Origin of the sequence: Buchnera aphidicola (Therioaphis trifolii), assembly GCF_005080705.1 — a bacterium.
GTDB classification, from domain to species: domain Bacteria; phylum Pseudomonadota; class Gammaproteobacteria; order Enterobacterales; family Enterobacteriaceae; genus Buchnera_L; species Buchnera_L aphidicola_X.
In genome coordinates this window covers 54,897-79,446 of sequence record NZ_CP032996.1, presented here as the reverse complement: position 1 = coordinate 79,446, position 24,550 = coordinate 54,897, and the positions used below count along the sequence as shown (strand labels likewise).

General features: G+C 19.4%; 25 protein-coding genes, 2 tRNA genes and 1 other RNA gene. 9 read left to right on the top strand and 19 right to left on the bottom strand.

Translation table 11 applies throughout. From position 1 onward, the window contains the following. Positions 1–19: 19 nt before the first annotated feature. The 4 genes from hisC to smrB form a co-directional block, all read right to left on the bottom strand. A complete protein-coding gene (hisC, locus tag D9V81_RS00400; protein WP_158349349.1) occupies positions 20–1,090 on the bottom strand; it encodes a histidinol-phosphate transaminase in 1,071 nt (356 codons plus the stop codon). Then, a complete protein-coding gene (gene hisD / locus D9V81_RS00395) occupies positions 1,080–2,393 on the bottom strand; it encodes a histidinol dehydrogenase (RefSeq protein ID WP_158349348.1) in 1,314 nt (437 codons plus the stop codon). Before hisD ends, hisC begins: the two co-directional genes overlap by 11 nt. Before the next feature lie 3 nt (positions 2,394–2,396). After that, positions 2,397–3,296: an ATP phosphoribosyltransferase gene (gene hisG / locus D9V81_RS00390; protein WP_158349347.1), complete on the bottom strand. Its 900-nt coding sequence runs from the start codon at positions 3,294–3,296 to the stop codon at positions 2,397–2,399. Positions 3,297–3,376: 80 nt separating this feature from the next. Next, positions 3,377–3,913, bottom strand: coding sequence for an endonuclease SmrB (gene smrB / locus D9V81_RS00385; RefSeq protein WP_158349346.1), 537 nt, complete (start codon positions 3,911–3,913; stop codon positions 3,377–3,379). Positions 3,914–4,160: 247 nt separating this feature from the next. Between smrB and aroC the strand changes: the two genes are divergently transcribed. Both aroC and dapA read left to right on the top strand, forming a co-directional pair. Continuing rightward, positions 4,161–5,246 carry a chorismate synthase gene (aroC, locus tag D9V81_RS00380; RefSeq protein WP_158349345.1) on the top strand — a complete coding sequence of 362 codons (1,086 nt, stop codon included), beginning with the start codon at positions 4,161–4,163 and terminating at the stop codon, positions 5,244–5,246. A gap of 115 nt (positions 5,247–5,361) precedes the next feature. Then, positions 5,362–6,243, top strand: a complete 882-nt coding sequence (gene dapA / locus D9V81_RS00375; RefSeq protein WP_158349344.1) for a 4-hydroxy-tetrahydrodipicolinate synthase — start codon at positions 5,362–5,364, stop codon at positions 6,241–6,243. A 60-nt stretch (positions 6,244–6,303) separates the two neighbouring features. Here the strand turns inward: dapA and dapE are convergent, their stop codons facing one another. The 4 genes from dapE to D9V81_RS00355 form a co-directional block, all read right to left on the bottom strand. Then, positions 6,304–7,434: a succinyl-diaminopimelate desuccinylase gene (dapE, locus tag D9V81_RS00370; protein WP_158349343.1), complete on the bottom strand. Its 1,131-nt coding sequence runs from the start codon at positions 7,432–7,434 to the stop codon at positions 6,304–6,306. Positions 7,435–7,496: 62 nt separating this feature from the next. Then, positions 7,497–9,491, bottom strand: a complete 1,995-nt coding sequence (tkt, locus tag D9V81_RS00365; RefSeq protein ID WP_158349342.1) for a transketolase — start codon at positions 9,489–9,491, stop codon at positions 7,497–7,499. A 41-nt stretch (positions 9,492–9,532) separates the two neighbouring features. Continuing rightward, the gene (gene tal, locus D9V81_RS00360; RefSeq protein ID WP_158349341.1) at positions 9,533–10,483 is read right to left on the bottom strand and encodes a transaldolase; all 951 of its coding nucleotides are present in this window, start codon (positions 10,481–10,483) and stop codon (positions 9,533–9,535) included. Between the two features lie 118 nt (positions 10,484–10,601). Next, positions 10,602–11,786 (bottom strand): beta-ketoacyl synthase N-terminal-like domain-containing protein, encoded by a 1,185-nt coding sequence (locus tag D9V81_RS00355; RefSeq protein ID WP_158349340.1) that lies wholly within the window; start codon positions 11,784–11,786, stop codon positions 10,602–10,604. 136 nt (positions 11,787–11,922) lie between these two features. Between D9V81_RS00355 and rsmI the strand changes: the two genes are divergently transcribed. The 5 genes from rsmI (at position 11,923) to rpmG (ending at position 14,203) form a co-directional block, all read left to right on the top strand. Further along, a complete protein-coding gene (gene rsmI / locus D9V81_RS00350) occupies positions 11,923–12,786 on the top strand; it encodes a 16S rRNA (cytidine(1402)-2'-O)-methyltransferase (RefSeq protein WP_158349339.1) in 864 nt (287 codons plus the stop codon). 22 nt (positions 12,787–12,808) lie between these two features. Then, an RNA gene (rnpB, locus tag D9V81_RS00345) (RNase P RNA component class A) lies at positions 12,809–13,170 on the top strand. Between the two features lie 77 nt (positions 13,171–13,247). Further along, complete coding sequence (ppa, locus tag D9V81_RS00340) at positions 13,248–13,772, top strand: inorganic diphosphatase (RefSeq protein WP_158349338.1); 525 nt, start codon at positions 13,248–13,250, stop codon at positions 13,770–13,772. 30 nt (positions 13,773–13,802) lie between these two features. Next, complete coding sequence (gene rpmB / locus D9V81_RS00335; RefSeq protein WP_158349337.1) at positions 13,803–14,012, top strand: 50S ribosomal protein L28; 210 nt, start codon at positions 13,803–13,805, stop codon at positions 14,010–14,012. Positions 14,013–14,035: 23 nt separating this feature from the next. Continuing rightward, positions 14,036–14,203: a 50S ribosomal protein L33 gene (gene rpmG / locus D9V81_RS00330; protein ID WP_158349336.1), complete on the top strand. Its 168-nt coding sequence runs from the start codon at positions 14,036–14,038 to the stop codon at positions 14,201–14,203. 72 nt (positions 14,204–14,275) lie between these two features. Here rpmG and D9V81_RS00325 read toward each other — a convergent pair whose 3' ends face one another. The 11 genes from D9V81_RS00325 to gltX all read right to left on the bottom strand — a co-directional run bounded on the left by D9V81_RS00325 (position 14,276) and on the right by gltX (position 24,249). Then, positions 14,276–15,043, bottom strand: a complete 768-nt coding sequence (locus tag D9V81_RS00325; RefSeq protein ID WP_158349335.1) for a flagellar biosynthetic protein FliR — start codon at positions 15,041–15,043, stop codon at positions 14,276–14,278. After that, positions 15,037–15,315 (bottom strand): flagellar biosynthetic protein FliQ, encoded by a 279-nt coding sequence (locus D9V81_RS00320; protein WP_158349334.1) that lies wholly within the window; start codon positions 15,313–15,315, stop codon positions 15,037–15,039. The genes D9V81_RS00325 and D9V81_RS00320 overlap by 7 nt, the downstream gene beginning before the upstream one ends. 35 nt (positions 15,316–15,350) lie before the next feature. Next, complete coding sequence (gene fliP / locus D9V81_RS02145; protein WP_187306089.1) at positions 15,351–16,364, bottom strand: flagellar type III secretion system pore protein FliP; 1,014 nt, start codon at positions 16,362–16,364, stop codon at positions 15,351–15,353. Positions 16,365–16,429: 65 nt separating this feature from the next. Next, positions 16,430–16,801, bottom strand: coding sequence for a FliM/FliN family flagellar motor switch protein (locus tag D9V81_RS00310; RefSeq protein WP_158349332.1), 372 nt, complete (start codon positions 16,799–16,801; stop codon positions 16,430–16,432). After that, positions 16,798–17,706 carry a FliM/FliN family flagellar motor switch protein gene (locus tag D9V81_RS00305; RefSeq protein ID WP_158349331.1) on the bottom strand — a complete coding sequence of 303 codons (909 nt, stop codon included), beginning with the start codon at positions 17,704–17,706 and terminating at the stop codon, positions 16,798–16,800. The genes D9V81_RS00310 and D9V81_RS00305 overlap by 4 nt, the downstream gene beginning before the upstream one ends. 27 nt (positions 17,707–17,733) lie before the next feature. Then, positions 17,734–18,189, bottom strand: a complete 456-nt coding sequence (locus D9V81_RS00300) for a flagellar FliJ family protein (protein ID WP_158349330.1) — start codon at positions 18,187–18,189, stop codon at positions 17,734–17,736. A 26-nt stretch (positions 18,190–18,215) separates the two neighbouring features. Beyond that, entirely contained in the window at positions 18,216–19,565 is a 1,350-nt protein-coding gene (locus D9V81_RS00295; protein ID WP_158349329.1) for a FliI/YscN family ATPase, read from the bottom strand. Next, positions 19,562–20,179 (bottom strand): FliH/SctL family protein, encoded by a 618-nt coding sequence (locus tag D9V81_RS00290; RefSeq protein ID WP_158349328.1) that lies wholly within the window; start codon positions 20,177–20,179, stop codon positions 19,562–19,564. Before D9V81_RS00290 ends, D9V81_RS00295 begins: the two co-directional genes overlap by 4 nt. A 4-nt stretch (positions 20,180–20,183) precedes the next feature. Beyond that, positions 20,184–21,167 (bottom strand): FliG C-terminal domain-containing protein, encoded by a 984-nt coding sequence (locus D9V81_RS00285; protein ID WP_158349327.1) that lies wholly within the window; start codon positions 21,165–21,167, stop codon positions 20,184–20,186. Beyond that, positions 21,164–22,630, bottom strand: coding sequence for a flagellar basal-body MS-ring/collar protein FliF (fliF, locus tag D9V81_RS00280; protein ID WP_187306088.1), 1,467 nt, complete (start codon positions 22,628–22,630; stop codon positions 21,164–21,166). Before fliF ends, D9V81_RS00285 begins: the two co-directional genes overlap by 4 nt. A 197-nt stretch (positions 22,631–22,827) precedes the next feature. Continuing rightward, on the bottom strand, positions 22,828–24,249 hold the full coding sequence (gene gltX / locus D9V81_RS00275) for a glutamate--tRNA ligase (protein ID WP_158349325.1): 1,422 nt from the start codon (positions 24,247–24,249) through the stop codon (positions 22,828–22,830). Between the two features lie 145 nt (positions 24,250–24,394). On the opposite strand from gltX, the gene D9V81_RS00270 reads away from it, so the two are divergent. After that, positions 24,395–24,467: transfer RNA gene (locus D9V81_RS00270), tRNA-Val, on the top strand. Positions 24,468–24,476: 9 nt separating this feature from the next. Then, positions 24,477–24,549 (top strand) — tRNA-Lys (locus D9V81_RS00265). Position 24,550 lies beyond the last annotated feature (1 nt).

Here is a 24,550-nt window from a genome sequence, read left to right as displayed (position 1 = left end):
ATTCCTTAAGGTAATAATATTAATTTAATGATATATTTTTCAAAGCATTTATTAAACATAAACATTCTTTTTTCGTACCAATAGATATTCTAATATGATTTTTTAATGTCATTTCGTGATCTTGTTGTCTTAAAATTATACCCTGATTCCATAATATATGAAATACATCTTTTGCATTAAAAAAATGCACTAATAAATAATTCGTTTCACTATAAAAAATATGTTTAATTAAATTATTTTTTTTTAACTGATTTAATAACCATATTTTATTATTATTTAATTTTAAAACTTTATTTTTCATATTTAAAATTTCAGTTTTACTTAATGCTTGTATTGCAATATTTATTGAAGGAATAGGTAAAGGATAAGGTGCAATTACTTTTTTTAATAATTTTATTATATCTGAATGTGCTAATGTAAATCCACAACGAATACCAGCTAAACCAAAAGCTTTTGATAATGTTCTTAAAATAACTAAATTTGAAAAACGTTTTAATAAAAAAATAATACTTTTATTAATACAAAATTCAATATATGCTTCATCAATAACAACTATTACTTTTCCAAGAGTTAACTTTAATATATTAATAATAATATCTACATTAATAATATTACCAGTAGGATTATTTGGAGAACATATATATATTATTTTTGTTTTAAAAAGATATTTTTTTATTTTTAATAAATCTAAAAAAATATTATCAATCATTGGAATAGATATATTTTTAATACCATAAATTTCTGCAATTTTAGAATACATTCCATAAGTAGGAGGAAAAGTCATAATACTATCTTTACCTGGAATACAAAAAACTCTCATTAATAATTCAATTGCTTCATCAGATCCACGACTTACTAATATATTTTTTATAGAAATATTTGAATAAATAGAATATCGTAAAATTAATTCTTTTGGTTGACAATCAGGATAACGATTTAATTTTATATTATTTAAATTAAACATACTTGATTCAGGAAATTCATTAGCATTTAACCAAATATTACCATTACCTCCAATTTTTCTTGCTGATTTATATGCTTTTAAAAAAACAATATCTTTTCGAGATATTTTTTTTATATTACTTTCCATATTTATCCTTAATAGAATTACAACGTACTATAACAGCATTTGCATGAGCATCCATTTTTTCTGATAAAGATAATATTTTAACAACATTAGCAATATTTTTTAAACCAAATGGTGTTAATTCTTGAATAGTTATTTTTTTTTGAAAATCCGTTATACTTAATCCTGAAGCAAAAACAGAATTACCATGAGTTGGTAAAACATGATTTGTACCTGAAGCATAATCTCCAACAGATTCAGGTGACCATTTTCCCAAAAATATAGAACCAGCATTGATGATATCTTTAACTATATTTCTTGAATATTTTGATTGAATAATTAAATGCTCAGGAGCATAAATATTAGATATTTGAGTACATACTAATAAATTTGTTGTTAATATAAATTTACTATTCTTTAAAGATTCAAAAATAATATCTTTTCTAGATAAATTATGTATTTGCTGATTTACTTGAAATATAGTTTGTTTTAATATAGAAATATTATCAGATAAAACAATTACTTGTGAATCATGACCATGTTCAGATTGAGATAATATATCTGATGCAATAAAAATAGGATCAGAAGTTTCATCTGCAATAATTAATAACTCTGAAGGACCAGCAATCATATCAATAGAAACATTTAATGATGATTTATTTAATTGTCGTTTAGCTTCAGTAACATACATATTACCAGGACCAAATATTTTATTAACTTTTGGTACTGTTTCAGTTCCAAATCCAAGAGCAGCAATAGCTTGAGCACCTCCAACTTCAAAAACATTTTTTATATTACATATTTTTGATATATATAAAATTTCATTTGTTATAGGTGGAGGTGAACATAATACAATATTTTTACAACCTGCAATATGAGCTGGTACTGCTAACATCAATGCAGTAGATAATAATGGTGCAGATCCTGCAGGTACATATAATCCAACTGATTCTATTGGAATAGTAATTTGCTGACAACGTATACCAACTGCAGTATGAATATCTAAAGATTTACATTTTTGATTTTGATGAAATAATTGAATATTTTTTTTTGCAGTTAAAATTGCATTTTTTAAATCATTTTTTAAAAAATATGATGAATTATTAATTTTATCTTTTGAAACTTTAATTTGTTTTAAATTAATATTATCAAATTTTTTATTATATTTTAATATAGCATCATCTCCAAAATTTTTTACATTATTTAAAATATTTTTAACTTTTTTTTTAAAATTATCTAATTTAGTAATTTTTGGTCTTAATAATATATTTTTTTTTTGTAATTCATTTAAATCATTCCAAAAAATTATTTCATTATATAATAACATATTTTATTCCATCATTTTTTCAATTGGTAAAACTAAAATTGAACTAGCACCTAAAATTTTTAATTTTTCCATAGTTTCCCAAAATAATGTTTCACTACTAACCATATGAATTGCTACTTTATCTGTTTCTCCTGCTAATTTAGATACTGTTGGATGTTCTGCTCCATGTAATAATGATATAACAGATTGTAATTTAGAATATGGAGCATGTAACATAATATATTTAGATTCCCTAGCTTTAATTACACCCTGAATTCTTGTCATAAGTTTATTAATTAATATTTTTTTAATATCCGAAACATCTCCTGTTCGTGATACTAAACAAGCAGTAGAAGAATAAATTACTTCAACTTCTTTTAAACCATTAGCTTCTAAAGTTGCACCTGTTGAAACTAAATCACATATAGCATCAGATAAACCGGCACTGGGTGCAACTTCTACAGAACCATTTAATATAAAAAAATTAAAATTAATTTTTTTTTGATCTAAATATTTTTTTAATAAATAGGGATAAGAAGTTGCAATTCTAAAATTATTTAATGATTTTAAATTTATATATTTTTGACTAATAGGTATTGATAAAGATAATCTACATGATCCAAAATCTAAACGTTGTAAAATAGTATATAATATTTTTTTTGGATCAATATTTCTTCTTAAAGATTCTTCTTCTATAACATTTTTACCAATAATACCTAAATCTACCACTTGATCCATTACTAAACCTGGAATATCATCATCTCGAACTCTTACAACATCAATAGGCATATTTTCAGAAAATGAAATTAATTGTTGTTGTTTTAAATTAATTTTTATACCACACTTAGTCAATAATTTAATAGATTCTTGACTTAAACGACCAGATTTTTGAATAGCAATACGTAACCGATTTTTATTCAACATTAATTTACCTTTGATAACATACTTAAAAATTTTAATATAATTTTTTTTTAAAATATTTTTAAAAATATAAAATTTTTACTTTAATAATGATTATTATAATCTATCAAAACATATAATGTTGTATTTTTTTTAAATTTCTTTTTTAATTGACAAAAAGAAAGAACATTAGGATGATTTGATAACCAAATAGGAATTTGATTTTTTAATATATTTTTTCCATGACCATGTATTACTGAAAAACAAAATATTTTTTGTTCACAACATAAAATAATAATTTTTCCTAATTCTTTTTTTGATTGTAATTGATTTAAACCATGAAGATCTAAAGTAATCTCAGGAATATAAACTTTATTTTTTAATTTTATTAATTCATGATTTAAAGAATTCTCTCGAACATATGATACAGAATTTTTTTTAATAATATTTTTATAAGAATTAGTATTAAAAAATTGTATATGTGCATCTTGATTACAAATATTTCTTTTTTCAATATTTTTTTGATATAATTTATAAGGTTTACTATGAAATACAGTATCTTGTTTCATTTTTTTTACATCTTTTAATTCTTTATAAAAACAGGATAAATCATCAAGAATAGGATTTTTTTTTTTTTTCATAAAATTTATTCCAAAAAAATTATTATATATTTAAATTAATATTATTAATTATAAAAAAAATATAATTATTAAAAAAATATTTTTTAAATAATTATTATTAATAATAACAAATTTATAAATATTTTATAAAAATCAAATTAATATAATTAAAAATTTAACATAATAAATTATAAATTCAATTAAAAATTATATAAATTGATATCATTTAGTATCAATATAATTATTAAAACATATTTGGAGATTTATTATGCCTGGAAATACAATTGGTCATATTTTTAGAGTACATACTTTTGGAGAATCACATGGAGTATCTTTAGGTTGTATTATAGATGGTATGCCACCTGGAATAAAAATATCAAAAAAATATATACAAAACGAATTAAATCGAAGAAAACCTGGAACTTCACAATATACTACACAACGTCGTGAAATGGATAAAATAAATATTTTATCCGGTGTATTTAATGGAATAACAACAGGAACAAGTATAGGATTAACAATTGATAATATAGATCAAAGATCACAAGATTATAATAATTTAAAAAATATATTTCGACCAGGTCATGCTGATTATACATATTATAAAAAATATAAAGTTAGAGATCATAGAGGAGGTGGAAGATCTTCAGCTCGAGAAACAGCAATGAGAGTAGCAGCAGGAGCATTTGCTAAACAATATTTAAAAAATATATATAATATTAAAATTAGAGGTTATTTATCTCAATTAGGTTCTATTAAATGTAAATTAAAATCTTGGAATATAATTAATAAAAATCCTTTTTTTTGTCCAGATATTAATAAAATAGAAATTTTAAAAAATAAAATTAAAGAATTAAAAAAAAATAAAAATTCTATAGGTGCTGAAATTACAATTATTTGTAATAATGTACCATCAGGATTAGGAGAGCCAGTATTTGATCGATTAGATGCAGATTTAGCACATGCATTAATGAGTATTAATGCAGTTAAGGGTATTGAAATAGGAGATGGATTTTCTGTTATTAATCAATTAGGTAGTGAAAATAGAGATGAAATATCAAAAACAGGATTTTTAAGTAATCACTCTGGAGGAATATTAGGAGGCATTAGTAATGGAGAACCTATTATTGCAAAAATTGCATTAAAACCAACTTCTAGTATTAATATCCCAATTAATACAATTAATAAAAATAATGAAAATGTCAATATACAAATTAAAGGTAGGCATGATCCTTGTGTAGGTATTCGAGCAGTTCCAATAGCAGAAGCTATGACTGCAATTATTATTATGGATCATTTATTACGATTTCAATCCCAATGTGGAAAAATAACACAAATATCTAACAAAAAATAAATTTTTATATAATCAATTTATAATATTATACTACTAATCAATTTAGTAGTATAAAAAAAATATATTATAAAATATTAATAATATAATATATTATTAATTATATTGGAGAAAATATATGTTCAAAGGAAGTATTGTTGCAATTATTACACCAATGAACGAACAAGGAAAAATTTGTAAAAAAAGTTTAAAAAAACTTGTTCAATACCATATTAAAAATAATACTAAAGCCATTGTTTCTGTTGGAACAACAGGAGAATCTGCAACATTAAACCAAGAAGAACATAAATCTGTTGTATTACAAACAATAGAATTTGCAGAAGGTAAAATACCAATTATTGCGGGAACAGGTGCTAATTCAACAACAGAAGCTGTTTTATTAACAAAAAAATTAGAAAATTCAGGTATTGCTGGTTGTTTAAGTGTAGTTCCATATTATAATAAACCTACTCAAGATGGTTTATATCAACACTTTAAAGCAATTTCAGAAAGTACAGATATTCCACAAATATTATATAATGTTCCTAGTAGAACTGGTTGTGATATAAAACCAAAAACTATAATTAAATTATCAAAATTAAAAAATATTATAGGAATTAAAGAAGCTACTGGAGATCTTACAAGAATACATCAAATTAAACAATATGTAAAAAATAATTTTTTAATAATTAGTGGAGATGATATTACTGCTTTAGATTTTATGCAATTAGGAGGAGATGGTGTAATATCTGTAACAGCAAATATAGCTGCCAAGGAAATGTCTAAAATGTGTGAATTAGCTTTAAAAAATAATTTTCATAATGCAAGAATTATTAATGAAAAATTAATTCCAATACATCAAGCATTATTTTTAGAACCAAATCCAATACCTATAAAATGGGCAACATGGAAATTAGGAATGATTAAAAATCAAAAATTAAGATTACCATTAACACCATTATCATATAATTCACAGTTAATATTACATAATGCTTTAATAAAATCTAATATAAAATTTTAATTATTTAATATTTCAAAAAAATTCACAGAGTATCATTTTGGTACTCTGAAAAAATAAAAACTATATTAATATATTTTTAATAATATCTTGATACATTAAACTTAATAATTGTAAATCTTTCATTTCAACACATTCATTAATTTTATGTATAGTATTATTTTTTGGGCCTAATTCTATAATTTCGTTACTAATTTTTTTTATAAATCTTCCATCAGATATTCCACCATCTGTGGATAAATTAATATTAATATAATTATGTTTTTTAATTGCATTTTTTGTTATTTTTATTAAATAATGAGATTTAGTTAAAAAGGGTTCTCCAGATAATCGCCAAATAATTTTATATTTTAAATTAAACATATTTAATAAAAAATATACTTTTGATTTAATTTGATTAATTGTGATATCTGTTCCAAATCTAAAATTAAAATTAATACTCAATTCTCCAGGAATAATATTTTCACTATTATTTGTAGAATTAATATTTGATATTTGCATATTTGTTGGTATAAAATGTTTATTACCAGAAGTCCAAACTACTTTAATTAATTTTTTTAAAAATGGAATAACATTATGAATTGGATTATCAGCAAATTGAGGATATGCTATATGACCTTGAATACCAAAAATAGATAAATGAGCATGTAATGAACCCCTTCTACCAATTTTTATAGTATCACCAATATTTTTAAAACTTGTGGGTTCTCCAATAATACAATAATTAATATAATCATTAATTGAATTTAAATATTCTATAATACGAATAGTACCATCTTTTGCAATTGATTCTTCATCTGATGTAATTAAAAATGATAATCTTCCTGAATAATTTTTTTTATTTAAAATTATAAACCTTTCAGCAGCTATAATCATAGCTGCTAATGATCCTTTCATATCAGATGAACCTCTACCAAATAAAAATCCATTTTTTAATATTGGAGAAAATGGTAAATATTTCCAACACTTTATATTTCCAGGTGGAACAACATCTGTATGTCCAGCAAAAGATAATGTTAATCCTTGACCTTTATAAGCCCATAAATTATTCGTATTTTTATTTTTAAAAAGCATTATATTGAAACCTATTATCAATAATCTTCGAGCAATAATATTTTGACAGGAATAATCAAAAGGACTAATAGATGGTATAGAAATTAACTCTTTTGCTAAAAAAAAAATTGGACAATACATAATTTTACTCAATTATTTAAAATGAAATATTAAATAAATTTTATTTTATATTAAAATATATATTATTCTAATAATTGTTTTGCAATTTTAATAATATTATCTACTGTAAAACCAAATTTTTCAAATAAATCAATTGCAGGAGCAGATTCACCAAATTTATCAATTCCAATAATTTTTCCATCAAAACCGACATATTTATACCAAAAATTTGAATGACTAGCTTCAATTACAATACGTTTTTTAATATTATCAGGTAAAACAGATAATTTATAATTAGAATCTTGATGATCAAAAACATCAGTAGATGGCATAGAAACCACTCTAACACCATATCCTAAATCATGAATTTTACGAGCAGCTAATAATGTTAATTGTACTTCAGATCCAGTAGAAATTAAAATAATGTCAATATTTTTACCAAAATCATTTAAAATATATCCTCCACGAATAATATTATTAATTACAACTTTATTACGTGATAATTGTGATAAATTTTGACGAGATAATACTAGAGCAGTAGGACCTTGATAACGTTCTATTGCAAATTTCCAAGCAATGATTGTTTCTAAATTATCACTAGGTCTCCAAACACTCATATTTGGTATAGAACGTAAATGAGATAATTGTTCAATAGGTTGATGTGTAGGACCATCTTCTCCTAATCCAATTGAATCATGTGTATATAACATGATTTGTCTTATTTTCATTAATGAAGACATACGAACTGCATTTTTAGCATAATCTAAAAATACTAAAAAGGTTGCTGTATAAGGAATAAATCCACCATGTTGAGATATTCCATTAGCAATACTAGTCATTCCGAATTCACGAACACCATAATGAATATAATTACCTGATTGTTTTTTATTAATTGAAATAGAACCAGACCACATAGTTAAATTACTTGGAGCTAAATCTGCAGAACCACCTAATAATTCAGGTAATATTTTTCCAAAATATTCTAATATATTCTGAGAAGATTGACGAGTCGCAATAGATTTATTATTAATATTATTATTATTAATTAATTTTAATATTTTATCTGACCAATTTGATGGTAATAATCCAGACATTCGACGAATATATTCATTTGATAATTTCGGATAATCTATTTTATATTTTGAAAATAAAACATTCCATTTATCTTCTATTTTTTTTCCAATTTTACAAAAATTCCAATGATGATAAATTTCATCTGGAATATAAAATGGAGGATATTTCCAATTTAATTTTTTTTTTGTTAATATAATTTCTTGTATTCCTAAAGGAGATCCATGAACTTCAGCTGTACCAGACTTATTAGGAGAACCAAAACCAATAGTAGTATTAAATATGATAATAGAAGGTTTATCAGTAATATTTTTAGCACAATTCATAGCGTTTAAAATAGCATTTGAATTATGTCCATCTACATTATTAATAACATGCCAATTATATGATTGAAAACGTTTTTCTGTATCATCATTAAACCAATCACAAACATTACCATCAATTGAAATTTTATTATTATCATACATTAAAATTAATTTTCCAAGTTTCCAAGTTCCAGCTAAAGAACATGCTTCATGAGAAATACCTTCCATTAAACAACCATCGCCTGCAAATACCCAAGTATAATGATCTACAATATTATATTTTGGTCGATTAAAATATGATGCAAGTATTTTTTCTGCAATAGCCATACCTACAGCAGAAGCTAATCCTTGTCCTAAAGGACCAGTTGTAATTTCTACTCCTGGAGTAGAATCAATTTCTGGATGACCAGGAGTTTTAGAATATAATTTTCTAAAATTTTTTAAATCATCTATTGATATATCATATCCAGTTAAATGTAATACACTATATAACAACATTGATGCATGTCCATTGGATAAAATAACACGATCTCTATTATCCCAATATGGATTATTTGGATTATATTTTAAAAAACTTCTCCATAAAACTTCAGCTATATCTGCCATACCCATAGGAGCTCCAGGATGTCCAGAATTCGCTTCTTGAATTGCATCAATACTTAAAACTCGAATTGCATTAGCTAATTCTTGTCTAGAGCACACAATTACATTCCTATGTATTAGATTAAAAGATTAAAGTTATTTTAAAAAAATGAATATAATATTTTTTCTAATTTTTCTTGATCATTACTAAATTGACGTATTCCTTCTGATAATTTTTCTACAGCCATTCTATCTTGATTATGTTCCCATCTAAATTCAGATTCATTTAAAATATATTTTGGTTTTTTAATAATAGTTTCAGGAATTAATTTTCTTATAACTTTTCCAACATTATTTTTTAATTGTTTAAGAAAAATAGGAGAAATAGTTAAATAATCACAACCAGATAACTCTAAAATTTGTTCAATATTACGAAAACTAGCACCCATAATAATAGTCTTATACCCATATTGTTTATAATATTTATATATTTTTTTTAATGATACAACCCCAGGATCAGTACTAGAATTATAATTTTTTATTAATTTATTTTGATAATACCAATCATAAATTCGACCAACAAATGGAGAAATTAAAAACACATTAGATTCAGCGCAAGCTTTTGCTTGTGCAAAAGAAAATAATAATGTTAAATTACAATGAATATCATCTTTTTGTAATTCTTTTGCTGCTTGAATACATTCCCAAGTAGATGCTAATTTAATTAATATTCTTGATCTAGATATTCCTAAATCTTCATACATATTAATAATTTTTTTAGCTTTTAAAATACATAATTCTGTATTAAAAGAAAGTCTTGAATCAATTTCACTTGATACTTTACCAGGTATATATTTTAAAATTTCTTTACCAATATTAACTAAAATTTTATCACTTGCATGTGTAATTTTATCCTTTATAAAATTTCCAATTTTTTTTCCATAATTAACAGCATCTATAATCAAATTATGATATGCTGATATATTCATAGTTTGAAGAATTAAAGAAGGATTTGTTGTAGCATCAATTGGTTCGTATTTTTTAATTTCATTAACATCTCCAGTATCTGCAACAATTGTTGTAATTTTTTTTAATTCATTCAATTGATTCATTGTTATCCTTTTATATTTTAATATCATTAATTAAAAAATAAAATATTATATTAATAATATAAAATAATACATTTTAAAAAAAAATTCAACTATAATTTCATTATATAAAATTTAAAAATTAATAATATTTTTTTAATATTATAGAAACATTAACTCCACCAAATCCACAACTATTTGACATAGAAGAAATTATATTATATTTTTTTAAATTACAAACAATATTCATATTTTTTGCAAATGGTTCTAAATTTTTAATATTAATACTTGGAGCAATAAAATTATTATTCATCATTAAAATAGTATAAATAATTTCTTGAACACCAGAGGCACCTAAACCATGACCAGTAAGAGATTTTGTAGAAGAAATATATGGAATAAAATTTTTAAAAACTTTTTTTATAGATTTTAATTCTACTAAATCACCTAATTTTGTTGATGTACCATGAGTATTAATATAATCAATAATAATATTTCCTGAACCTTTCATAGCTATTTTCATCGCTTTAATTAATCCTAATCCAGAAGAACGAATCATATTATTTCCATCTGAAGTAGAACCACAACTAAGAATTTCAGCATAAATATTAGCGTTTCTTGATAATGCATGTTCTAATTCTTCAAGTACGATTATTCCAGAACCACCAGATATAACAAATCCATCTCTATTAATATCATATGGACGAGAAGATATTTTAGGATTATTATTATATTTTACTGATAATGAATTAATTAAATCAAATTGATATGCTAATTCACAACTTAATTCTTCTGCACCTCCAGCAAACATAATATCTTGTTTTCCAGATTTAATTAATTCAAAAGCATGATAAATACAATTTGACGAAGTTGCACAAGCAGAACTAATTGAATAACTAATTCCAAAAATATGATAATAAGTTGATAAACATGCAGAAATATTAGACATCATATTTTGAATTAAAAAATAAGGATTTTTTTTTAAAAATAAATTATTAAAAAAAAAATTACATCCAACACCTGTAATAATTCCAACTCGATAATTTTTTTGATATATATTTTTTTTTAATTGAGAATCCTTAATTGCTTGTTTCATAGAATAATAAGAATAAATTGATGCAGGATTCATAAATTTTAAAATAGAACGATTAATTTTTATATTATTTAATTTAATTTTTCCCCAAACATGACTTTTTAAACCAAATCTTTTCATTTCTTTAGAAAAAGTAATACCTGAAGTTACATTTTTTAAAGATGATAATACTTGTTTTTTATTATTACCAATACTTGAAATAATTCCTAAACCAGTAATAACAACTCTTTTCACTAAAATATTTCCTAATTATTTATTTTTTAATTTAATGAAATATACAAAAAATTTATATTTATTAATATTAATATAATTATAATCTAATATATAAAATATTATTATTTATTGATTTTAAATAATATAAATATATAAAATGAATGATACTAATATAAAAAAATATAAAATATTATATATTGTTTCAACTCCTATTGGAAATATGAAAGATATTACATATCGAGCAGTTAATATTTTAAAAACAGTCAAATTAATAGCAGCAGAAAATATTCAATATACAAAAAATTTATTAAATTATTTTAATATTAATACAAAAATTATTTCTTTAAATAAATATAATGAAAATAAATTCATTAAAAAAATTATTATTTTATTAAAAAAAATAGATATTGCTTTAGTATCTGATGCTGGAACACCTACAATAAGTGATCCAGGTCATCAATTAGTTCATAAATGTCATAAAAAAAATATTACTGTCATACCAATTCCTGGACCATGCGCTATTATCGCAGCACTTAGTGCATCAGGAATATTTAGTAATAAATTTTGTTATAAAGGATTTTTTCCAAAAAAAACTAATCAAAGAAAAAAATGTTTATTAAAAATAAAAAATAATGCAACAACGATAGTATTTTATGAATCTTGTCATAGAATTATAAGTAGTATACAAGATATCATTATTTACTTAGGTTCAAATCGAAAAATAGTATTAGCAAAAGAAATAACAAAAAAGTGGGAAAAAATAAAATATGATACATCAAGAAATATATTATCCTGGTTACAAGATAATCCATTAAGACAGAAAGGAGAAATGGTAATTATTATTAAAGGTAAAAAAAAAAAAGAAAAAAAAATATGCTCTAATATTCATAATACTTTATCAATTTTATTAACAAAAATTAAAATAAAAACAGCAATAAAATTAACTTCATTAATTTATAAAATTAAAAAAAATAAATTATATGATTACACTATAAAAAATTTTAAAAATGACAAAAAATAAAAAATAAATTATAATAATTTTATAAGTTGACCAAGCAGTCGCTATTTAATTTGTTAATTAAATAGAGGAAAGTCCGGGCTCCAAGAGCAAGAGTGCCAGATAACATCTGGGCAGAATATTTTTTCTGACGAATAGTGCAACAGAAAATATACCGCTAAATAATATTTTAATAATATTAAATAGTAAGGGTGAAAAGGCGTGTTAAAAGCACACCGCATATTTAGTAATAAATATGGCAATGTAAACTCCACTCGGAGCAAGGTTAAATAGAATTTAAAATACTGCTCGTATAAATTCAGGTAAACCGCTTGAACCAATAAGTGATTATTGGTCTAGATAAATGACTGCATAAAACAGAACCCGGCTTATAGGTCAACTTAAAAATTTATTTAAAAATATAAAATATCAAATAAATAAATATTAAATCTCATACAATTATTAAATATAAATATGGAAAAAATATGAATTTACAAAATATTAAATCAGGAGAAAATATTCCTCATGATATATATGTAATTATTGAAATACCATATCAAACACATTCTATAAAATATGAAATTAATAAACAAACGCAAATTCTTTTTGTTGATCGTTTTATACCAACATCTATGTTTTATCCATGTAATTATGGATATATCAATAAAACATTATCTAATGATGGCGATCCATTAGATGTATTAATTCCAATTCCATATAAATTACAACATTCTTCTGTCATTCAATGTAAACCTATTGGGATATTAAAAATGATTGATGAATCAGGAGAAGATTCTAAAATAATTGCTGTACCTCATGATAATATTTCTATAGATTATAAAGATATTAAAGATATTCAAGATTTATCTATTAATGTCAAAAATAAAATTATACATTTTTTTCAACATTATAAAGATTTAGAAAAAAATAAATGGGTTAAAATTATTGGATTCGAAAATGCCAAATCTGCAAAATTAGAAATAAAAAAATGCATAAAAAATTTTATATAAAATAAAATTTTATCATTTAATAGGAAAAATATGGCCAAAATATGTATTATTACAAAAAAAAAACCAATGTTTGGAAATAATCGATCTCATGCACTTAATGCTACAAAAAAAAAATTTATTCCAAATTTACAATATCGCAAATTATGGATTCCAAATAAAAAAAAATTCATTAAAATACGAATTTCAAATAAAGGAATGAGAATAATTGAAAAAAAAGGAATTGAAAAATTTTTTAATTAAAAAATTTAAACTTGGAAACATAAATGGCTAAAAGCTCAAGAGAAAAAATTAAACTTATATCTTCTTCTGGAACAAAACATTATTATACTACGACAAAAAATAAAAGATCTAATCAAAAAAAAATACAATTAAAAAAATATGATCCTATTATTAAAAAACATGTATTATATAATGAAATAAAAATTAAATAAATATATCAATAATATTATAATAAAATATACTATATCTTTTTATATTTTTTATATAAAAAGGTATAGTGTGTTTTAAAAAAACATATTATCAAATATATTAATTAAATAATTTAAAAGAATATTTAAAGAATAAAAAAAAATCGAATTTGAAAAAAATAAAAATAATAAACTAATAAAAAAAAATAATGAAAAATTGTTAAATAAAAAAAACATATTTGATGATGATTGAAATAAAATTCCAATTAATATATTTAATAAAAATAATAAAATCATAATAGGAAAAATTAGTATTATTCCACTTAAAAAAGAAGAATTTATAATTTTTATAAAAGATATTAAAATATTATTAAAATTAATATGATTAATAGGAAATAAATAAAAACTTTTTAAAATAAAAAAAATAATCCAAAGATGACCATTAAAAAATAAAAAAATTAATAATAAAAATATATTAAAAATTTTTGAAAAAATTGAAACATTAAAATTTAAATTAGAATCAAAATAATTTGAAAAAGATAAACCAACTTGAAAACTTAAAATTTCACCAGATATAATAACAAAAAAAAATATTAATTTTAAAAAAAAACCAATAATTATACCAATAATAATTTGTTCTATTAAAATAATTAAACCAATATATGATAAAATATTAATTTTTATATAAGGTATATTTAAAATAATAAATATACTTAATAAAAAAGAAAATATAAATCTTATTTTTTTATTAAATATTTTATCTCCAAAAAATGGAGAAAAATGTAATATTGAAAATATTCTAAAAATAATAAAAAAAAAATTATTTAATAAAATAAATATATTATAATGATAAATATTTAACATAAATCAAAAATTGAATATGATATATTTTTAAAAATATATTCCATATAATTAATAATTATATTTAAAAACCATGTACCAAAAAATGTAAATATTAAAAATACAACTATTAATTTTGGAATAAAAGATAATGTTTGTTCATTAATTTGAAATAATGTTTGAAATACTCCAATAATTATTCCAATGAATAAAACAGATAATAAAAATGGAAATGATATAAAAAATAAAACTTTTAACGATTCATAAAATAATGTTGTTAAAAATGTAGATTTCATAAATATCCTAATAAATTAAAAAAATATAAAAAATTTTAATAAAAACTATTTACTAAAGATGAAAAAATTAATTTCCATCCATCTACCATAACAAATAATATTAATTTAATTGGTAATGAAATACTATTTGGAGAAATCATCATCATACCTAATGAAATTAATATACTAGAAACAAATAAATCAATAATTAAAAATGGAATAAATATAGTAAATCCAATTTGACAAGCAGTTTTCAATTCACTAGTAATAAATGATGGTAATAATATTTGTATTGGAATAAAATTTTGATTTTCAATTAATGGAATATTTGATAATTTAGAAAATGCTAATAAATCAGAATGACGTGTTTGATGAAGCATAAAATCATGAATAGGTTTATATGCTTTAAAAAAAGCTTCATCAAATTGAATTTTATTTAAATATAATGGTAAATATGCTTCATGATATATTTTATAAAATATTGGATTCATAATACAAAAAGTTAAAAAACATGATATCACTATTAATAATTGATTTGGAGGAATAGAAGGAATTCCTAATGCATTTCTTAATAAAGTTAAAACAATGATAATTCGAGTAAAACTTGTAGTCATTAAAATAATTACTGATAATAATGCTAAAAAAAATGTAAATATAAACATTTGAATAGAAAAAGACCAATTATAAATATTATTTAAAAAAATATGTTTAGTTAATTCAGAAAATTCAGTTGCATAGGCATTAGGACTATAAAAAAAAAATAATAAAAAACAACATATATTTAATATGATTTTATTTAAAAAAGTAAATTTAAAATTTGATTGTTCTATTTTGATTTGATGATTAATATCATTATTAGTAAAAGGAATAGTATATAAAACATTCATATTATTTAATGTTATTCCTAATACTAATTTAACTCCTTGAACATCCAAAATAATAATTTTATTATTAGTATCTAATTTAATTTGATTAATAACTTTTATTAAAGAATTATTATAATTATTTGTTAAAAAACTAATATTTCTAATTAACCAAATTATTAAAAATAATAAAATAAAAAATTTCATAAAAAAGAAAATATCTTTATATAAGATATGTTGATAGAATAAATCAAATATAATTTTCATATTATTTAATAATTATGTTGAATAATTTGAGTGATCCGAATTCCATATTTTTCTTTCAATTGAACCAATTCTCCTTTTGCAATTATAGTATTATTTAAAATAATATCTAACATTTCATTATTTGATTTATTTAAATTAAGTATTGTTCCTGGTTTTATATTTAATAAATCTTTAATTTTTATTTTTATTATTCCTATTTGAATAATAATATCTAATAAAATATCATCTAATATATTTTCTTGAAAATTAAATTTATTACAATTATTTAATTTATTTTTATTTTTTGTATTTAAATTTAATAAATTATCTTTTGATTCGTGAATTTTATAAGAATTATTATTTACATTATTTATATTATTTTTTATATTATTAATCATATTTTTTTATTCTTTATATTTAATTTATTAATTAATAAGTTTTTTTTAACATATAATACTAATTTATTATTATTAGAATAATATTTTCCATAAAAAATTGGTATATAATTTTCTGTATATATTGTTACTATATTTGGTTTTTTAATTTCTAAAATATCACCAATTTTTAAATTTTTAATATATTTAGATAATATAGATATTTTTTCTAATTGAACTACGCAATTTAATTCTGAATTACAAATATTATTTAATAAATAATTATTTTTACTATAAATAGATTTTTCTTCATTAATTTTAAAAAAATCTTTATATTGATTAATTATTATAAATAATAATATGTCAGGAATCTGAATAATAAAAATAAATTTTGTATTTTTATATTTGCATAAAAATTCAGTATTTAAATATAATTTATATTTATTTTTTATAAAAAAATTAAAATTATTTTTTATATCAATAAAATATTTATTACAAAAAATATTACATTTTTTTAAAATATTATTATATAATTTAATAAAAATATTCATTAATTTATTTATAATATAAATTTTAGAAGAAATTAATACATTATAATTTTTATAATAAAAAATATTTTTATTAATACCAAATATTAATTCACTTAAATAATTAATAAAAGAAATAGAAAAAAAAATAAAAATAAAACAATCGATATTTATTAATGATATAGTATTTAAAATATGTAAATTATCATTATTTATATTTAAATTAATTGTTAAATTATTTTTAATAATATTAATTTTAAATTTTTTTTTAGTAATTTTTAATAATTCATCTTCTAATAAAATAATAAATTTTTTATAAATTTTTTGAAAAATTTTTACATATTTAATATCGTGATCATTAATATCTTTATAAATAAAAAATTTTTCATTATATTTTTTCATTTAAAATACCAATTGAAAATTAAAAAATTATTTATTTTTATTAAAAAATATATTTTTCAATAAAAATATTTGATAATATTGATTATTATATTTTTTATTTAAAATATTTTTTTTTTTTTTATTTACATTTATTATTTTATCATATAATATATTCCATATTTTTAATTTTTTATTTAATTTTTTCCATAAAAATAATTTATTTTTAATATCATTATTATATTTTAATATTTTATTTTTTAATTTAAGAATATAATCTTCTAAATAATATAAAAATTGATAAAAATTTTTTATTTTAAAAAAAGAAAATTCTAAAATAAATTTTTTAGTAAAATTTTTTATATAATAATTGTAATATTTAATTATTTTATATAATTGATTTTTTTTTTTATTTTTTTTATTTTTAATATTATATAATATAAAAGTTAATTGTTCTAATTTTAATTTTGTAATATTTTTTAATATTGCAATATTTTTTTTTAACATAATGATTACAGTAAATAAAATAAAAATTAAATAATTTTATTTAATTCAGAAATTGATTTTAAATATGAACTAGACTCAAATATATCTTGTTTTAAAAAACATATAATTTGATTCCATTTTTCAATTGCTTCATCTAAAATTTTATTACTACCATGAATATAAGCACCAATATTAATTAAATCTTGATTTTTTTGATATACAGATATTAATTGTTTTAAATAACGAGATTTTTCATAATTTTTTTTAGAAATAATATTAAACATTACACGACTAATCGATAATTCAATATCAATCGCAGGATAATGACCAGATTCTGCATATAATTTAGATAATATAATATGACCGTCTAATATTGATTTAGATATTTCTAAAATTAAATCATTTTCTTCATATTCTAATAAAATTGTAAAAAATGTTGTAATTGAACCAGAATCTTTACTAGAATTACTAGCACGTTCAATAAAATTTGATAACTTTGAAAAAATAGAAGATGGATAACCTTGATTTAATGGAATTTCACCTAACGAAATTGATATCTCACGTTCTGACATAGCATATCGAGTTAATGAATCAAAAATCAACAATACATCTTTATTTTTATCTCGAAAATACTCAGCAATACACATTGCATACATAGAACCTTGTATTTTTAATATAGGTGAGGCATTAATAGGAACAACTATTATTATAGAACGATATAAATTTTTTAAACCTAATGAATTATTTAAAAATTCTTGAACTTCACGTCCACGTTCTCCAATTAATGCAATTACTATAATATCTGCTTTTGAATATTTAGAAATCATTCCAAGTAAAATGCTTTTTCCATATCCAGATTGTGAACATAATCCAATTTTTTGACCTTTTCCTAATGTTAATAATGCATTAATTGATCGAATACCAACATCAAAAATTTCATTAATAGGTTTTTTATTTAATGGATTAATATAATCACCACTTAATGTATATAACCAATCTTTATTTAATAAAGGTTTATAATCTAATGGTTTCCCTTGACCATCTAACACTCGACCAAGTAATTGAAATCCTATAGGCCATTTTTGAAAAATATGCTTTTTAATATCTTTTGAAAAAATAAAAGAATTTGGAGGAATAAAACATACATCTTTAAAAGATGTTAAAAATGTTTTTTCTTTTAAAAAACCTATTACAATACATTCTATATAATTTATTTGATTATTTTTTTTAATTTCTATAATACATAATGAATGTATTGGTAATTTTAATCCAGTTGCTTCAATTATAGAACCTCGCAAACCAATAACATGACCATAATATATAATATTTGGAATATCATCTATTTTTTTATTAAATATATTAATTTGATCATACCAATTATTTAATCGTTTATTCATAAATCTTCCTTATTACAAAATAAACGATATAATTCTTTCCACTTTGTTAATGCAGTTGAATCTATTGTTTCATTTTCTAAATTAATAATACATTCACCAGAATTTATATTATTATTATATTTTATAATATAATTATATTTATAAAATAATTTTTTAAAATACTTATTAAAAATATCTTTATCATTTTTACTTATCTGAAAAATAATATTTTTAGATAAAATTTTTTTTGAAATTATTTTTTTTATTTTTTTTACTATTTCTTTTTCATTTAATTTAATTGGATAATTTAAGCATTTTAATGATATTTTTAAAACCATCTTTAATAATTTATTAACAATAATAGTATCTAAATTTTTAAATGCAAAATCAAATGATTTTAATAATTTTTTCATTTTGTTTTTTATAATACATTTTTCATTATAAAAATAAAATTCTTCTTTTTTCAATTGTAATTTATAACCTTCTTTAATACCAATTTTAAAACCTTTTTCAAAATAAATGTTTAATAAAGAAATATTATTTTTATCTTGTTTAAAATAATTATCTTGAATATTATTTTTAATATTTTTTGGATACCACTTTTTCCAATTATTTAATATATTTTTATTAGACATAAAATTAACTCAAATTCATCATTGATATTTCTTTTTTTTTTAATAATACACGTATCTTTGATACAATAAAATTTTTAGCATTTATTACATTATCATAAGATATGTATCTATCTTTATCAGATTCTAAAATTATTATATTATCTTTTAATTTAGGACAATGTTTAAAAAATTTATATTTTATAGATTTTTTAGCATGATATAAAGAAATTAATATTTTATATTCATCAATATTTTTTATTAAAAAAATAATACTCTCATCAGTTAATTTAACAATATCTTCAAAAGAAAATATTTTATAAAATATTTTTTTTCCAATTTTATTATCATGTTTATAAATATTATCAATAATATTATGATTGTTATTAAAATTATTAGTATTTAAAATATCAATAGCTGTTATTAAACTTTTTTTATTATAAGAAATCCTCTTATATTTTATTAAAATAATATCAATAATATCAATTAATATAGAAAACTCATATTCTTTTAATTGTGAAAATTTAGAAATTAAATATATAATTTTAGATTGTTGTTGGTTTTCAAAAAAAGAAATTACATTTGATGCAGTTTTTGAATCTAAAAAAAATAATATTGAAGTTATAACATGAGAATGTTCATTTTTTAATAAAGAATATAAATTTTTATCAGAAATATGTTTTAATTTTTTTATTTTTTTTAAGAAAATTTTTTTTTTAGATATTTTATTTAAAAAATTATCTAAATTTTTATTATATAAAATTTTAGATTTAATTTTATTTAAATATGAATTATTATCTAATAAAACATATTTTGAAATATTTTCATATTGCAGTATAAATTCATTAAAAATCGTATTTATATCACTCTGAGATACTAAATTAATATTTATTATAGAAGAAATAATTTTTTTTATTTCATATTTATTAAAATATTTAAATATTTTAATTGCTTCTTTTGAATTAAGTAGCATTAATAATATTGCGCTTTTATCTGCACCATTAAAAATCATTTTTTTTTATTTATCCAATTTTTAATAATCATTGCAATTAATTTAGGATTATTCTTTGAAATATATAAAATTTTATTCATTAATTTATCATTTTTATATATCGTTTTTATATTATCTTTAAAATTTATTAAATTAATATCTTTATTCATATTATCTAAATTAATTTTTTTATTATTAATATTTATTTTATAGTTTTTATTATTAATATTATTATTTCTTAAAATAAAAAAATAAATAAACTGTATAAAAAATAAAAACAAAATAATATATAATAAATATTTTCGAAATAAATTAAAATAATATATTAAAAAAAAATCATTAACTATTATTTTAGAATTATTAATAAGTTGTAAATTTATTATTTGAATATTTTTTATATTAAAATTTTCATATTTTAAATAATCTATAATTATTTTTTTAACATTATTTATTTGAGTATTATTTATAGGAATTATTTTATTTGTTTGATTTTTTAAATCATTGATTAATATTAATACTGAAATTGTTTTTTTTGAATTAGAAGATTCATAAATTAAATGATTTGATTTATTTAAAAAAACAGAATTAAAAAAATTATTAATATTTTTTACAATAAAATTATTATAATGTATTAATTTAAAATTATTTATTTTAAAATTATTATCTTTTTGATCTAAAATTGTTACTTGTGCATGAATATTATTTAATTTAAATATTGATTTTAAAATATAAATAATTTTTTTACGATACTTATTTTCTATAAATTTTATTTTATCAATTTTAGAATATTGTATATTATTTTTATATATTTTTTTTTTATTTAAATAATTTCCATATTCATCTAATATAACAACATTTTTTGGTAATAAATTTGGAACACTAGCAGAAATTAAATTAGTAATTGCTATACATTGTTTATGTGTTAAATGTTTTTTTTTTTTTATATCTAAAATTATTGAAGCAGAAGGTAAGGATTTATCTTGTGTTAAAGATAAAGATTCAGGAAATGCAATATGTACTGTTGCTGTTCGAATTAAATTAATTTTTTGAATTGTTTTTTCTAATTCACCTTCTAAGGCTCGTTGATAATTAATTTGAAAATTAAAAGCACTAATTCCAATTTTTTCTTTATCAAATAATTCAAAACCAATACTTTTTTTTTTTGGTAATTTTTCATTTAATAACATTAAATTAACTTTATCAATTTGATCTTTTGGAACTAATAATTTTCCAGAATTAGCAATATAACGATATGGAATTTTTCGTTTTAATAAATTTGATATAATTAATATACTATCTTCATTAGATAAATTATTATAAACTATTTGATATTGTATATGGTTGGAAAAATAAGAAAATATAAAAAAAATAAAAAATAAAAAAAATAATAATAATATTCCGTAAAATTTCCAATTAGAATTTTTTAAAGAATTATTTTTTTTAATTTTTTCTAAATGAGAATGATTTAAAAAATTAATATTCATAATCATTTCCTAATTCAATAATATACAAATCAATATATATAAAAAATTATATATTATTAGAAAATGTTATATTATTATATAAAATAAAAATATTTTAATATAAAATAAATTAAATTTAAATAATTAAATATTTTAAATATGAAAAATTATTTAATATATTATTTTGATAATGTAATAAAAAAATAAAATATATTATTTTAATTTAACATATTTTTATAATTTTTTAAACAATATAATAATTTTTTTAATCTTTTTAAAGATTCATTTTTACCAATAATATCCATAATAGTATTTATACTAGGAGATTCTTCTAAACCAGTAATTGCAATTCGTAATGACATATAAATATTTTTTAATGAAATAAAATATTTTTGAGAAATTTTTTTAAATAAAATAACTATATTTTCTGAATTCCATAATTTTATATTATATAATTTTTGATATATAATTTTTACTATTTTATAAGAATCTTGAGAAAAAAATTTTTTTATTAAAATAAAATTAAATTTTTCAACATTTTCAAAAAAATATCTTGATTGTAATACTAAATCTTGTAAAGTATTACAACGATTTCTTAATAATTTTATTATTTTAATTAAGTTTATTTTTTTATTAACTTTAATTTTAAAATTTTTTAAATATTTTTTAAATTTTTTAATTAAAATTAAATCTATTGGTATATTATTTAAATAATGATGATTCATCCATAATAATTTTTTTAAATTTAATTCACTAGAAGATTTACTAACATTTTTAATAGAAAATAATTTTTTCATTTCATCAATACTAAAAAATTCTTTATCTTTATATGACCACCCTAATTTTATTAAATAATTTAAAATAGCTTCTTTAAAAAAACCTTGTTCTTTATATTCTAAAATACTAGAATCTTTTTTTCTTTTAGAAAGATTACTTTTATTACTATTAATAACCATAGAAACATGTGCATAATTTGGAATATTAGCATTTAAAGATTTTAAAATATTAATTTGTCTTGGTGTATTATTAATATGATCTTCTCCTCTAATTACATGTGTAATTTTCATATCCCAATCATCTATTACTACACAAAAATTATAAGTAGGAAAACCATTTCTACGTTGAATAATTAAATCATCTAATTCAGAATTATTAAATATAATTTTTCCTCTAATTTGATCATAAAAAATCACATTACCTTCTAATGGATTTTTAAATCTTATTACATATTCTTGATGACCTTTTTTTGAAGAATTATCATATCTACATTTTCGATCATAACTTGGTTTTATACCATTTGAAATTTGTTTTAATCTCATTTTATTTAATCGATTCACTGAACAATAACATTTATATGCACAACCTAAATCTAACATTTCATTAATTTTATTTTTATAAAAAACTAATCTTTGACTTTGAAAATATGGTCCTTCATCCCAAATAATTCCTAACCATTTTAATGTATTTAAAATATTATCCACATAAATTTTATTTGAACGAATAAAATCTGTATCTTCAATTCTTAAAACAAAAGAACCATTATGACGTTTTGCAAATAACCAAGAATATAATGCTGTTCTTATGTTACCAATATGTAATAAACCAGTTGAACTTGGTGCAAACCTAGTTTTAATTTTCAAATTATAATTCCTATATAAATTATAATAATATTATATTAATATTGAAATTTTATAATAAAATAAATTGTTTTTATAAAAATTTTATTATAATATATTGACTATTTTTCCTTGAAAGATATAATTATCTCATGAATTAAAATATTTTGGGTGATTAGCTCAGTTGGTAGAGCGCCTCCTTTACACGGAGGAAGTCGGCGGTTCGAATCCGTCATTACCCATAATAAGATGGGTCGTTAGCTCAGTTGGTAGAGCAGTTGACTTTTAATCAATTGGTCGCAGGTTCAAATCCTGCACGACCCAA